Genomic DNA, 13306 nt, shown 5'->3' with positions numbered 1-13306 from the left:
GCCGACACTGGAGATGCAGATGCACTTCGACGACCACGACCGACCGTACGAGTCTCGGTCCTGCGACAGGCAGCAGCCGCTGCCCGGGATGGAACACTGGTGCGAGGCCGAGCGCCGCACCGTCCGCCCGGCCTCGGTGCTGTGCACCGGACAGCAGGTCTCCAAGACCCAACGCCAAGGCCGCTACCTGCCCGAGAGCGTCAAACACCCCGCCCGCATGCTCCCGGCCATCGCGCGCCACGTCATCGAGACCTACACCGCTCCCGGGGACCTCGTCCTGGACCCCATGTGCGGGATCGGCACCACCCTGATCGAAGCGATGCACGCCGGGCGCAACGCCGTCGGCGTCGAGTACGAGAAGCAGTGGACCGCCTTGGCGCAGCGCGGCATCAATCACGCCCGCACCGAGGGCGCGACCGGCGCCGGATTCGTCTGGAACGCCGATGCTCGCCACCTCCCCGACCAGCTGATCGAAGCAGCGCGGGGCCGGGTCAAGCTGCTGCTGACCTCACCGCCCTACGGCCCGTCCTGCCACGGACAAGTCCACGTCGACGGCCGCGCCGGGCACGCCGGGCCGGTCGAGAAGTACGACCAGCGCTACTCGCGCGACCGACGCAACCTCGCCCACCGGCCCCCGCGGGAACTGCTCGCCGGCTTCACCCGCATCCTCCAGGCCGCCGAGCCCCTGCTCGCCCCCGGGGCGTACGTCGCGGTCACCGCCCGCCCCTGGCGACGCGAAGGCGTCCTGATCGACCTGCCCTCAGCTGTGATCACCGCCGGCAAAGCAGCCGGGCTCGTCCCGGTCGAACGCTGTGCGGCTTTGCTGGCGCGCTGCGAGGCATCCGACCTCGAGGACCCCGCCTCCTGCGGCTGCGGCTGCACCGGCGGCGCCACCCGCTACCGCAGCCAGGAGCGCCTCGTCGCGCACCTCTCCTTCATGCAGATCAAAGGCGTACGCGACGCAATCGCCGCAGGCATCCCCCGCGCAGGCATCCAGCATGAAGATCTGATCATCCTCAGCCGGGAGCAGTCGGCATGAACGCGACCCAGCCCCCCACGATCAGCGGCGCGCAGGATCTGCCACCGATGATCGACCTGATTACCGCCGCCAGGTACCTCGGTATCGGCCGCACCACCGCCTACGCGCTCGCCGCCAAGAACGCCCTGCCGGTACCGGTGGTGCGCATCGGCACGGCGCTGCGAGTCCCGACGGTACCGCTGCTCAAGATCCTCAGGATCGACTGCTGATCACCAGCGTGCCAGCGACACTCCCGCCAAGGAGGTGGTTGTCGATGGCAGGGCCGGCCACATCGGGCCGATAGTCAGACCGACCATCGGCACTCGAAGCACCGCAGAACCTCGCCCACCGCAACAGCGGCCGCCTGCTACTCACACCGGGCGAGATAACTCCGGTCACGGCTCGACCGTGGCGCAGCAGCGCAGTGCTCACCGAGCTGCCCGTGCCCCTTGAGCGTGTACGAAGACGTCCAGATCCTCAAGCAGATCCTCTAGAAAGAAGACTGAACTATATGCACTCGCCGGCGAACACCCCGAAGCTGGCCGACGCCGCATCACTCCCGCCCGTCCTCGGGCTGCGGGCGAGCGCCGCGTGGCTCGGCATCAGCCCGAGCACCGCCTACCGGCTCGTCGAGGCCGACCAGTTCCCCGTGCCGGTTCACCGGATCGGCACCAGCCTGCGCGTTCCGACCACGGCGCTGCTGGCCTACCTCGGCATCACCGCGCCCGCCTCCGCACCCGCCATGCACGCAGCGGCGGCCGGAGCCGCAGCGGGCGATGCGGCGGCGGCCGGGGCCGGGGCGGTGACCGGCCGCACGCGCACGGCCGGAGAACCTCCGCGCCCGGGGTTGCGCCCCGTCGGCCGAGCGAGCGTCGATGGACCACGCGCCCTTTGATCACCTTAAGCCCCTAAGCCCATCCCGGGCCGGAAACCCGCAGGCCACTGCGGGTTCCCGGCCCGGGCGGCCAACGAGCGGGCCGAAGACAACAGGGCGCACAACCGACCGACCCCCCGCACGGACAGGTGCCAGACGATGAACAGCGGAGCGCTCTACAAGCGCTGTTTCTGCAAGAACAGCGACGGAAAGCTGGTGGGCGCCAGTTGCCCGAAACTCAAAAGGACTCCAGGCCACGGATCCTGGACCCTGCAGTTGGAGGTGAACACCGACGCCGCCGGCGAACGCGTCCACCTGCGCCGCGCCGGATTCGAGACGAAGGACAAGGCCGCCGCGACCCTCAAGAAGATCAAGGACCTGCTGGAGGTCGCCGCCGACGCCGACGAACCCGGCCGAGCCCGCCACCAGATCGCCCAGCTGATCAAGCCGCTCCTGCGCGAAGGCGCCGTGCTGCCCAGCACCGACGAGCTCCGCGCCAAGATCAAGCTCGCTACCCCGCTGGACGAAGACCCCCTCCTGGCCGACTTCCTGCGCACCTGGCTGCAAGAACGCCGCAGCATCTGGGCCGAGGCGACGCTGCGCAACTACAGCCTCTACGTCGAGACCTACCTCGTCCCCACCCTCGGCCACATCCGCCTCTCCCGCCTGCGCGTCGGACAGGTACAGGAAGCCTTCACCCAGTACGCGCAGGCCGCGACGGAAGCCGAGGAACGTAACACGCTCCGCAAAGAGTTGACGCAAGTCGCCAAGGACCTGCGGGCAGCGGGCGATCACGCCGGAGCCCGGCTCGCCCGCGCACAGCGCACACAGCTTGGCAACTTCGAACCCGTCCCAGGCCCGGTCACCTTCAACCGGATCCGCGCCGCCCTGCGCGCCGCCCTGAACTGCGCCCGCAAGCGCTACCCGACCCTGATCAACGTCGCATCCCTGATCGAACTGCCCCACGCCCGCAAAGCCATCGCCATGCTCTGGACCGAACCGCGGGTACGCGAATGGCAGCGCACCGGCGCCACCCCCAGCACCGTCATGGTCTGGACCGCCGCCCAGGGCCGCCAGTTCATCAAACGGACCCGCGCGCACCCGGTCGGACACATGGCCACACTCGTGATGTGCGTCGGCACTCGCCGCGGCGAGAGCATCGCGGTGTGCTGGGTCGACCTCGACTTCGCCACCGGCGGCCTGACCATCTGCAAACAGGTCGTCCAATACGGCAGACAGATCACCGTCGCGCCCGTCAAGACCGAGGCCGGCGAACGCACCGTGTTCCTCCCGCGAGCCGTACTGGTCGACCTCGCCAGGCTGCGCAAGCAGCAGCAGGCGTTCTACGCCGAGATGGGCTGGCAATGGCACGACGCCCTGCCGATCTTCCAGGACCCCGACGGCGGCCACCTCAAACCCGAATGGGTCCTCGACCAGTTCCGCCTCCTGACCAAGGAAGCAGACCTTCCCCCCATCCGCTTCCACGACCTGCGCCACATGGCTGCGACCCTCGCCCGATCCGCAGGCGCCGCCATGAAAGACGTCTCCGCCATGCTCGGACACGCCAGCGAATCCATCACCAGCGACCTCTACACCACCGTCACCGACGAAGTCCTCCGCTCCGTCTCCGACGGCATCGCCGACCAACTCGCCCTCAACAACACCGACGACACCACGGACTCGAACCACTGGTAACAGGCGAGGACCACACAGGCACGCAACAGCTACGGACGACCGAGCAAACCGCACCGGCCCCGGGCCGCCCGCACGCCGTCCACCCGCGCAACCGCCTCCATGCGGCCGCGCACGGCGGCTGGCCCGGATCAGTAGGACAAGGGCCTACGAAGGGTTCCCGGCTCAGAACCTGAGCCGGGGACCCATTCTTGCGGAGCCAAGGAAACTTACCCCTGGCCTCTCGCCTGCCAGATCTCACGAATCCGGACATTGGCCGTTTTTGCGGTCACCACGGGTTCTCGTCGAGCCAGGCCCGGATATGACCTGTTGGCGGCGCTGCTGTACGAGCCCGGCGATACTCGCTTGAGCCAGCTGGCTGGGTGATGAAACATGCTCTTCTGGCTCGTCGGCCTGCCGATCCATAATTAGCCCGACTTCCCCGTGGGCGCCTACACCAGGTCCCAGGGGTGGTAGCGGTAGCCGTCGATGATCCTCCGCCTCCCGTTCGACCGCGTCCGCACGGCGCGGGCGGACCCGGCCCGGCCCGGCCGCACCGCCCGCGGCTGAGGATATTTCCGGCCGAGGCTGCGCGGTGCGCTTGGGACTTCTTCCAGTCGGCTTGCCGTTCGCGCCGATGCGCCCTGCTCGAGGGGCCACCAGCTATCGCCTCGCACCCCCGGCCGAAGCGGGCTATCGGGGCGTGCGAGGCGGGAGTTGGAGCTGCTTGCGGTATCAGCAGGCTTGCGGGGAGAGGCCCGATACGCTGTTGGCGTTCTCCCAGCCCGTCACCCCGTTCGCGGCATCGTAGAGGTAGTACCACTTCTGTCCGCCGCTGTACGTGTAGCAGTGGACCACCACGTAGTCCCCCCACAGGGCCTGAGTGCCCCTGCAGCCGGAGCCGTAGATGAGATCGGTGCCGCTGAAGTCGGGGTCGTGCGAGTCGTTGCCGGGGTGCCAGTTACAGACGGATAGGGCGGGGCTGCTGGCGGGGTGGATGACGGCAGCCTGGGCGCCCGGCGCCGCGATCGTGAGCGCGGCGGCGGCCGTGAACACGCCAAGGACCCGGAGCCGCTTTCGGGACCCAGCAGTTCTCAGGACATGCATGTGGGAATTCCTCCAAGGGTAGATGTGAGCACTTATCGGTCCAGGCGCCACTTACTCGCGGAGTGAAGCGCCCATCCGGATGCTGAACCTGCGCACTCGTGGCAGGTGTCCTCGCTCAGCCGTAGAGCTCGGGACTGTTCGCGGCGGGCGGCCTCGGCCGCCCGCCCGCAGCCTGCGCGCGGTGTGTAGTGGAGCGGGTCGCCTGGTCGGCCGCGACCGCGAGTCGACGGCGCAGTTAACCGACTGGAGACCAGGGACGCTGCTGCCTGGGTTATGCGGCATACGCCCTGCTATTGCGGATCGGACACCGAGGCGATCGTCTTTCCCGCAGAGCTGAAGACCTTGAGCGTTGCGTAGCTCTTGTTCGTTCCGTCGACCATGTCGGTCCACATCGGCCAGCCTGTGGCGCCACCGTAGGTGCCTCGACAGACCTCGATGATGTTCGCCGAGCCAGGGTCGGTTTCCAGGATCGGGCTGGGTCCACACATGGACTCGGATGCGCCGGAGGAGTCGGTGGTGGAGATGGAGAGTGAGAGGGTCCAGCCGGCGTTCTGGGCTGAAGTGTTCTCGTACGCGAAGACCCAGTTCGCTTTGCAGACGGAGGAGTACTCGTTGACCACCGTGGCCACCGCGGCACCGGACGTGTAGGTCTTCGTGATGGACGAGGCAGCTGTGCAACTCTCGGCGTAGGGGTCGTAGCTGGCGCATCCACGGGTGGAGCAGCCGGCCGCCGCCGAAGCGGACGGCGCGCCGAACGTGACGAGCGGGATGCCGCCGAGCGCGGCGGCGAGGGCAAGGGATGCGGCGGTGCGCAAACTGTTCAAGACCACTCCGGTTGGACGATCCGATTCATAAAATGTAAACCTCATGTCATGCGCGTGCGGACGGCGTCGTCTTTCAGCCGTAGAGCTCCGGGCTGTTCGGGATGTTGATTTGAGGTGCGCAATTCGCTACGGGACCGAACTCGCAACTCCAAGGGTCTGAGTAGCTGACGTACCCGTAGACGTGGTAGTGGTGGCCCGCGGTGGGACGCCAGGTCTTCGTTACGGTCGAGACGCAGCTGTTGTCCACGACTTCGACGAACGTGCCGGTCGTGTCATCGCGGATCTTGAGGTCCGTCGTGCACGAGTCCCCCGCGCCGCTCGGGACCGGCGACCAGTAGACCGCACCGTAGAGCGTGCTACCGGATACCCAGATGCGACTTCGCACCTGCGAGAAGCTGGCTCCGAACTCGCCGCTCCAGCCCGAGTAGCCACCCCCGGTGGAGGCTTGGGCGGGTGCCGCGGCGATCACACTTGCGCCTAAGACGGCCACTGCGGTGGCCGCGCCAAGCATTGAAATGTTCCTCAGCTTCATGTGGATGCCTTTCGTTGTCGGTCTGTGCCAGAGTCGCTCGACCGCGCCCCGATGCGACCTATTGAAGGGGTCTGATTGTCCAGTGCATAGTGTTCTGGACAATTCGGTACGTGTGATTGTCCAGATCGAACAGTAGGAGGACTTCGTGGGGCGCAGGATGAGGCCGTTGGACCCGGCCGGCGGGGTGGTCGAACGTTTCGCGTGTGAGCTGCGGGCCCTGCGGGCCGCAGCCGGTGAGCTGCCGTTCTGGAAGATGGCGCTGCGATGTGATGCGTCGAAAAGTGCCTTGGCGGCCGCTGTGGCTGGTCATGAGCTGCCGTCCGAACATGTGATGGCAGCCTTCGTGCGGGCGTGCGGTGGTGAGGCGCAGTGGTGGAGCAAGCGGCTGGCGCAGGCGCGCAGCGAGCTTGATGCCGAGCTTTTCGAAGCCGCGCCAGAGGAGCGGCCGCAGCATGCGACCGGCGCAGAGCTGGTGCTAGCGAGCCCTTTGCCGCCGGTCCGAGCGTTGGAGCAGGCTTATCCCGTTCCGCGCGCCGCGTTCGTGCTCAGCCGGTCCGATCCCGCCGCGCGGCCGCGCCCTAGAGCTCAGCGGCGGATGGCGGGCCTTCCGCTGCTGGGAGTGAGTCTTGCGCTGGGTGCCGCGGCCGCAATTTCTCTGAGCCTGTATGGCCACCGGGCCCCCACCCCCGTGGTCCAAACAGAGACCAGTCCCACCGAATCCGAGGCCGCCGCAGGAGGCGGGCCGTTCGTCTACGACCAGACGACCGGGCCAGGCTGCATCATGGTCTTTGCCGCCGGGCAGCACGAACAAGTTGCCCAAGTCGAGCCGGAGAACAGCGTGGACCTCGAGCACGCCTGGGTGGCGACCACGTCACACGAGCCCCACTGGTCGATCCCCGACTGCACCAACGCGGTGCTGTATTCCCAGCCCAGTACCGAGGCCAACCGCTACCAGTGGCAGAACGACTACGTATGGAAGTTCTTCGACGTCCCCTCCGGCGTCCCCTGCACGTTCCACATTTACATCGCCGACAGCCCTCTGTCGAAGTACAACGCCACCTACGACTGGACGAACGGCGTCGTCGTCGGGGACTGGGTCGACGCGAACGCCTTCACCATCGATCAGGCCACTTACACCGACTCCTGGTACACCGACGCGCCGCACGGTTACACCACCGGCATGGCGTACCTCATGCTGACCGATCAACGCGGCGACAACCTACCATCCGCCAACGCACCACTCACCGCGTCAGAAGTCCGACTCACCTGCACCCCCTAACACATGCTTTGGAGACCACACGTGCGTCTGCCTCCTGTTGGGGACAAACCGCCGCTGATCAACATCTGACCCATGGTAAGGTCGCATATCAAAGGCCAGAATCATGATCCAAAATCGATCGGGGAAGGCGGCTCCGGATGGAGGTGTCAGTTTCCGAAGCCGTCTGCACGAATGTCCGAAGTGATGTGCACTCGTAGGGTGCTGGGCGCGCGGGGTTGCAGGTCGCTGGCCAGGCCGTGAGCGCCGGAGTCTTCATCGGGCCTGGCTGCTGATCGGGCGCCGACCGGGGCGGACAGGCCGGAATCCTTCTTGACGTGCCACAGCTGGGCCGCATCTCGCTGGCATCTCCCGGCGGGCCGACGCAGTCGCTACTCTCTGATGCATAGTCACTATGGCGGGGGGCGGGAGATGACAGGTATCGAGGTCGCGGTCGGGTACATGTTTGCTTGGCTTGTACGCAAGGCCAAGTACGTGGCGGGCCGGGCAGACGCCGAAGTCGATCGGAGCCTGGACGCGGGCATGGACCACCTCCATGAGCTGGTCAGCAAAAAGCTCGGACAGGATTCCGCATTGGAGCGGGCCCGGGAAGAGGCCGAGGCCGGGCAGACCGAGCCCTCGGAGCGCACACGGCGCCGCCTGACCGATTCCCTCGAGGACGCCGTCGAGCACGACCAGGACTTCGCCCATGCCCTGAACAACCTGGTGACAGAACTGCAGGCCGCCGCAGCTTCTGCCGGCGATGGGGCGTCGGCTTCGGGCGAGGGGCAGGCCATCAAGGGCAGCGTGCACATCCACGCCGAAGGCGGGTCCGCAGCCGCGCTGAGGATGCGTGACGTGACGATCGGCTCCGCTCCGGACCCTCACCGGCCGGGTCCGGAGCAGGGCTGACCGCTCCCGGCATTATTTCCACCAGCCCGCCCGCCCACGCGCAATCCACCGCAGGCATGGCTATCACCGCTACCGGCGGTAGCGTCGCAGCCGAGCTCATCGACCAGTTCCACCTGCACCAGCACAAGCACGCCGCGCCGCGCGCCCCCGCTCCCTGGCCGCACATGGTCGGCAGCCCGCCCGAGCGGGCGCTCGGTTTTCAGGAGCGGGTGGAGGCCTCCCGGCTGCGTGCTGTGCTGGAGGCCGAGGGCACGGCAGTGGCCGGCCAGGTGTTGTCCGGGCTCGGCGGAGTGGGAAAGACCCAGCTCGCCGCAGATTATGCCCGTACTGCGTTCGAGTCGGGCCAGCTTGATGTGCTGGTGTGGGTCACCGCTGCGTCCCGCCAGGCCATCATCGACGGCTACGTGCGCGCCGCACTGGAGCTGCTCGGTGCCGATCTGGACGAGCACGCCGCGGAGCGCTTCCTGGCCTGGCTGCAGCCCGCAAGCTCCCGGCCGGTGTGCCGGTGGTTAGTGGTCCTCGACGACGTCTCAGACCCCCGAGATCTGATCAATCTATTGCCACCGGCCAGCCCGCACGGGCGGTGCTTGATCACCACCCGGCGCCGCGATGCCGCCCTGACCGGACCGGGCCGCCGCCGGGTGGAGGTCGGCGCGTTCACCCCGGCCGAAGCCGCCGCTGCGCTGCACCAGGCCCTGGCTGAGCGCGACCGTCCCGGTCAGCCCGAGCAGCAGATCCGGGCCCTGGCCACGGAGTTGGGGTTCTTGCCGCTGGCGCTCTCGCAGGCCGCCGCGTATATCGCCGACGCAGGACTCAGCGTGGCTGCCTACCTCACGCTGGTGGCCGATCGTGCCCGCACCCTCGCTGACCTGCTCCCCCACCCCGGGCAACCCGGTGAAGCCGGCGACGCGCTGCCCGACGGACAGGCCGCCACTGTCGCCGCGACCTGGTCACTGTCCCTCGAACGCGCCAGCCAGCTCCATCCCCAGGGACTGGCCCGCCCCATGCTGGCGCTCACCGCGGTGCTCGATCCCAACGGCATCCCCCAGGCCGTCCTAACCGCCGCGCCCGCGCTCGAGTACCTCGCCGCCCACCGGACCGAGCCAGCCGTCGCGACGCCGCTCGCACCCCCGGCACCGGAGGAATCCAGCGGCGACGCTGCGTCCGGTCGGGGGCAAGTTGATGCGCGGGAGGCTGTGGCGGCGCTACGCGCCCTGCACCGGCTCAGCCTCATCCAGCACGCCTCCGAGCAGCATGCCACCGCGGTGCGCGTCCACCAACTTGTCCAACGCACCACCCGCGAAAGCCTCACCTCCACCGACCAGGAATACCTAGCCCACACCGCCGCCGACGCCCTCCGGGCGGCCTGGCCCGCGCTCGAAAGCAACACCAATCTGGCCCAAGTACTGCGTGCCAACACCACCGTCCTCGACCAGGTCACCGGCAACAGCTTGTACACCCCTGACGTCCACGAGGTACTGTTCCGCTCTGGCCGCAGCCTCGGCGAGGCCGGCCAGGTCGCCGCTGCGCGCGATCATTTTCACCATCTACACGCCCGTGCCATTCGCCTGCTCGGCCCGGACCGCCATGGGACGCTGGCCACCGGCGCCCATCACGCGCGATGGCTTGGGGAGGCGGGGGATGCCGTCGGCGCCGCCGCGGCGTTCGCCGACTTGCTCACCGACCGGCTGCGAGTGTCCGGCCCGGACCACCCCTCCACCCTGACCACCCGACACGAGCTCGCGCGATGGCTGGGTGAGGCGGGGGATGCGGCCGGCGCCGCCGCTACACTCGCCGAACTGCTCACTGATCAACTGCGGGTACTCGGCCCGGACCACCCCGACACCCTGGCCACCCGCGGCCACCTTGCGCGATGGCTGGGTGAGGCGGGGGATGCGGCCGGCGCCGCCGCTACACTCGCCGAACTGCTCACTGATCAACTGCGGGTACTCGGCCCGGGCCACCCCGGCACCCTGGCCACCCGCCACAACCTCGCCTACTTTCGGGGGCGGGCGGGGGATGCGCCCGGCGCCGCGGCCGCCTACGCCGAACTATTCGAAGACTATCTGCGGGTGCTCGGCCCGGACCATCCCGGCACCCTGACCACCCATCAAAACCTCACCTATTGGCGAGGGCAGGCACTCGGCCCGGACCATCCCGACACCCTGGACGCTCGCGGCAACCTCGCCGACTTTCGTGGGCGGACGGGGGATACGGCAGGCGCCGCGGCCGCACTCGCCAATCTGCTGCCGGATCTGCGGCGGGTGCTCGGCTCCGACCACCCAGAGACCCTGACCATCCGCGGCAACCTCGCCCACTGGCAGGGGGAGCGGGGGATGCGGCTGGCGCCGCGGCCGCACTCGCCGATCTGCTGCCGGATCTGCGGCGGGTGCTCGGCTCCGACCACCCAGAGACCCTGACCATCCGCGGCAACCTCGCCCACTGGCAGGGGGAGGCGGGGGATGCGGCTGGCGCCGCGGCCGCACTCGCCGATCTGCTGCCGGATCTGCTGCGGGTGCACGGTCCGGATCACCCCGACACCCTGACCATCCGCGGCAACCTCGCCCATCGGCAGGGGGAGGCGGGGGATGCGGCTGGCGCCGCGGCCACGCTCGCCGATCTGCTGCCGGATCTGCTGCGGGTGCACGGTCCGGATCACCCAGAGACCCTGACCACCCGCGGCAACCTCGCCCATCGGCAGGGGGAGGCGGGGGATGCGGCTGGCGCCGCGGCCGCCTATGCCGAACTGCTGCCGGATCTGCTGCGGGTGCACGGCCCGGACCACCCCAACACTTTGACCGTCCGTCACGAACTCGCCCGCTTTCGGGGGGAGGCGGGGGATGCGGCCGGCGCTGCGGCCGCCTATGCCGACTTGCTGCCGGATCTGCGGCGGGTACTCGGTCCGGACCACCCCTCCACCCTGACCACCTGCAGCAATCTCGCGGGCTTTCGGGGGCGGGCGGGGGATGCGGCCGGCGCCGCGGCCGCCTACGCCGGACTGCTCGAAACCCGCGAACGGGTGCTCGGCCCGGACCACCCCGACACCCTTAAGACCCGCAGCAACCTCGCCTACTGGCAGGGGCAGGCGGGGGATGCGGCTGGCGCCGCCGCGGCCTATGCCGACCTGCTCGACGACCGGCTGCGAGTACTCGGCCCGGACCACCTCGACACCCTGACCACCCGCAACAACTTCGCCCTCTGGCGGGGAGACGCGGGCGATGCGGCCGGCGCCGCAGCAGCGTTCGCCGACCTGCTGCCGGATCTGCTGCGGGTACTCGGTCCCGACCACCCCGTCACCCTGACCACCCGTCAAAACCTCGCGGGCTTTCGGGGCCTCGCGGGGGATGCGGCCGGCGCCGCGACCGCCCACGCCGAACTGCTGCCACAGCTGCTGCGGGTACTCGGTCCGGATCACCCCGCGACCCTGACCGCTCGCGGCAACCTCGCCGACTTTCGTACGCGGGCCGGGGATGCGGCCGGGGCCGCAGTCGCCTATGCCGACCTGCTCGACGAGCAGCTGCGGGTGCTCGGCCCGGACCACCCCGACACCCTGACCACCCTCCACAACCTCGCCCGCTTTCGGCGGGAGGCAGGGGATGCGGCCGGCGCCGCGGCCGCCCAAGCCGGACTGCTCGAAGACCCCGAACGGATGCCCAGCCCGGACCACCCCGACACCCTGACCACCCGGCTCGACGCATCCGCGGAGGCCCCTGACAGTCCAGATGGCGCAATCGACGACGCTACCGTCCGTGAGTACTTTAACGAGGCGATGGCCTCGATGCACGACGAGAGTAACTGGACCACCGCTGAAGTGGAGTTTCGGAGAATCTCGGGATCCGGAAACGCCTCGTACGCGCCGCCCGCCGCTTTCTGGCTTGGCGTACTGCTCGAACGCCGGGGGCGTGTAGCGGATGCGCTCAACGCCTACGCTTCCGCGAGCACGTCCACGGACCATGCCGTGGCGAAAGCCGCCGCAACGACGGCGAAGTTCGCGGGTGGATATCGACCAGTGTTACCCGACCACATAACCGGTCGCCTGCTAGTTGCGCGGCCGGCGCTCACAGATCCAAACTTCCGCGAAACCGCGCTTCTCGTCCTCGACCACGACGATGACGGCGCACTCGCCCTCGTGCTTAATCGGCCCTCCCTAGTGCCAGTCGCAGACGTGCTCCCGCAGTGGGCGATGCATGTCGACTCGCCGCCCGTAGCGTTTGTGGGCGGCCCCGCATCCCTGGACTCCGCACTGGGACTCGTCATGCTGAAGTCGCCGTCACCCGAATCAACCCCACCATGGTTTAGAAGAATCAACGGGGCGCTCGGGCTAGTCGATCTAGACGCCGACCCTGCGGAGGTCGCGTCAATGACGGGCCACATGCGGATCTTCGCGGGCTACGCCGGTTGGGGAGCCGGGCAAATCGCGGCAGAGGTCGAGCGGGGCGCTTGGGTAGTCACCGAAGCTACCACGTCAGAGATCTTCACGGCTGAGCCGGACATGATGTGGTACCACGCCCTCGGCCTTCCGGTCGTGGAATGAGCGGGTGTGCCCGCCGGATCTCGGCCAGCAGCTGCTGGCCGCGCAACTCGCGGGTGCTGGCGATAGCGGTTGCGCATTGAGCCTTTCCGTGCAACATGTCGACTACGCCTGATAGTCGTCCCCGTGGATCGCGTTGCTGCGCCATCGATCTGACCCCGCGTCACAGATGACGCGAAGCCCCTGGTAAGAAGTCTGTCGACCAAGACAGGCTCCAGAACCAGGGGTTTCGCATGTCCAGTGTCGCAGACGATCCGATCAGCTTCACCTGTGCCCTGGAGGCGCGGCGCGAGACGGTCTACTTCCTGGCCCGCCTCATCCAGGGGCGCTGCGCGAGCCTTCCCGCCGAAGTGCGCAAGACCCTTCGGCCGGTAGTCCAGCACGATCCCGTGCTGCTCGCAGCCGCGGCGCAGCGCCTCGCTCTTGAACTCGGCGGCGTTGTCCAGGTACAGCGCGAACGGCTTCCCGCTCATCGGCCACGGCGCCGGCACTCCCAGCCGCTCCAGCCATACCCGCTTGTCGATCGCCGCGTGGGCCAGGCACAACCCGACCGAGGTGGCCGACGGCGCCTCCAGCGTCATG

The 13306-nt window shown here is 68.7% G+C and carries 11 protein-coding genes and 1 pseudogene; 8 read left to right on the top strand and 4 right to left on the bottom strand.

Going from position 1 to position 13306, the window contains the following annotated elements:
* Window positions 1-19 precede the first annotated feature (19 nt).
* The 4 genes from ACTRO_RS28635 (at window position 20) to ACTRO_RS28620 (ending at window position 3587) form a co-directional block, all read left to right on the top strand.
* Window positions 20-1039, top strand: coding sequence for a TRM11 family SAM-dependent methyltransferase (locus ACTRO_RS28635; RefSeq protein ID WP_211244440.1), 1020 nt, complete (start codon window positions 20-22; stop codon window positions 1037-1039).
* Window positions 1036-1248: a helix-turn-helix domain-containing protein gene (locus tag ACTRO_RS28630; RefSeq protein WP_034268013.1), complete on the top strand. Its 213-nt coding sequence runs from the start codon at window positions 1036-1038 to the stop codon at window positions 1246-1248. Before ACTRO_RS28635 ends, ACTRO_RS28630 begins: the two co-directional genes overlap by 4 nt.
* A 281-nt stretch (window positions 1249-1529) precedes the next feature.
* Window positions 1530-1913, top strand: a complete 384-nt coding sequence (locus ACTRO_RS47575) for a helix-turn-helix domain-containing protein (RefSeq protein ID WP_051451534.1) — start codon at window positions 1530-1532, stop codon at window positions 1911-1913.
* 138 nt (window positions 1914-2051) lie between these two features.
* Window positions 2052-3587: a site-specific integrase gene (locus ACTRO_RS28620; RefSeq protein WP_034268010.1), complete on the top strand. Its 1536-nt coding sequence runs from the start codon at window positions 2052-2054 to the stop codon at window positions 3585-3587.
* Between the two features lie 711 nt (window positions 3588-4298).
* On the opposite strand, the gene ACTRO_RS28615 is transcribed toward ACTRO_RS28620, so the two are convergent.
* The 3 genes from ACTRO_RS28615 to ACTRO_RS28605 form a co-directional block, all read right to left on the bottom strand.
* Entirely contained in the window at window positions 4299-4670 is a 372-nt protein-coding gene (locus ACTRO_RS28615; RefSeq protein ID WP_157436512.1) for a hypothetical protein, read from the bottom strand.
* 290 nt (window positions 4671-4960) lie between these two features.
* Window positions 4961-5494: a hypothetical protein gene (locus ACTRO_RS28610; RefSeq protein ID WP_157436511.1), complete on the bottom strand. Its 534-nt coding sequence runs from the start codon at window positions 5492-5494 to the stop codon at window positions 4961-4963.
* Between the two features lie 73 nt (window positions 5495-5567).
* Window positions 5568-5963, bottom strand: a complete 396-nt coding sequence (locus ACTRO_RS28605; RefSeq protein ID WP_157436510.1) for a hypothetical protein — start codon at window positions 5961-5963, stop codon at window positions 5568-5570.
* Window positions 5964-6192: 229 nt separating this feature from the next.
* Between ACTRO_RS28605 and ACTRO_RS47570 the strand changes: the two genes are divergently transcribed.
* The 4 genes from ACTRO_RS47570 to ACTRO_RS49160 all read left to right on the top strand — a co-directional run bounded on the left by ACTRO_RS47570 (window position 6193) and on the right by ACTRO_RS49160 (window position 12727).
* Window positions 6193-7305: a helix-turn-helix domain-containing protein gene (locus ACTRO_RS47570; protein ID WP_157436509.1), complete on the top strand. Its 1113-nt coding sequence runs from the start codon at window positions 6193-6195 to the stop codon at window positions 7303-7305.
* Between the two features lie 408 nt (window positions 7306-7713).
* Window positions 7714-8193, top strand: a complete 480-nt coding sequence (locus ACTRO_RS28595; protein ID WP_051451533.1) for a hypothetical protein — start codon at window positions 7714-7716, stop codon at window positions 8191-8193.
* Between the two features lie 56 nt (window positions 8194-8249).
* Window positions 8250-10613 (top strand): tetratricopeptide repeat protein, encoded by a 2364-nt coding sequence (locus ACTRO_RS28590; protein WP_063628090.1) that lies wholly within the window; start codon window positions 8250-8252, stop codon window positions 10611-10613.
* Entirely contained in the window at window positions 10583-12727 is a 2145-nt protein-coding gene (locus ACTRO_RS49160; RefSeq protein ID WP_051451532.1) for a YqgE/AlgH family protein, read from the top strand. The genes ACTRO_RS28590 and ACTRO_RS49160 overlap by 31 nt, the downstream gene beginning before the upstream one ends.
* Before the next feature lie 338 nt (window positions 12728-13065).
* Here the strand turns inward: ACTRO_RS49160 and ACTRO_RS51120 are convergent.
* Window positions 13066-13305, bottom strand: a pseudogene (locus tag ACTRO_RS51120) (Mu transposase C-terminal domain-containing protein); the annotation flags it as partial.
* Between the last annotated feature and the right edge of the window lies 1 nt (window position 13306).

It is taken from the genome of Actinospica robiniae DSM 44927, from assembly GCF_000504285.1.
GTDB lineage: Bacteria > Actinomycetota > Actinomycetes > Streptomycetales > Catenulisporaceae > Actinospica > Actinospica robiniae.
Note: the sequence above shows the minus strand (reverse complement) of the source record. Positions and strands in the feature narration are given on the sequence as shown.

Excerpts from the sequence above, each read along its gene's own strand:
- ACTRO_RS28635 (WP_211244440.1), top strand. The coding sequence starts at position 20 with ATGCACTTCGACGACCACGACCGACCGTACGAGTCTCGGTCCTGCGAC.
- ACTRO_RS28630 (WP_034268013.1), top strand. The coding sequence starts at position 1,036 with ATGAACGCGACCCAGCCCCCCACGATCAGCGGCGCGCAGGATCTGCCA.
- ACTRO_RS47575 (WP_051451534.1), top strand. The coding sequence starts at position 1,530 with ATGCACTCGCCGGCGAACACCCCGAAGCTGGCCGACGCCGCATCACTC.
- ACTRO_RS28620 (WP_034268010.1), top strand. The coding sequence starts at position 2,052 with ATGAACAGCGGAGCGCTCTACAAGCGCTGTTTCTGCAAGAACAGCGAC.
- ACTRO_RS28615 (WP_157436512.1), bottom strand. The coding sequence starts at position 4,670 with ATGCATGTCCTGAGAACTGCTGGGTCCCGAAAGCGGCTCCGGGTCCTT.
- ACTRO_RS28595 (WP_051451533.1), top strand. The coding sequence starts at position 7,714 with ATGACAGGTATCGAGGTCGCGGTCGGGTACATGTTTGCTTGGCTTGTA.
- ACTRO_RS28590 (WP_063628090.1), top strand. The coding sequence starts at position 8,250 with ATGGCTATCACCGCTACCGGCGGTAGCGTCGCAGCCGAGCTCATCGAC.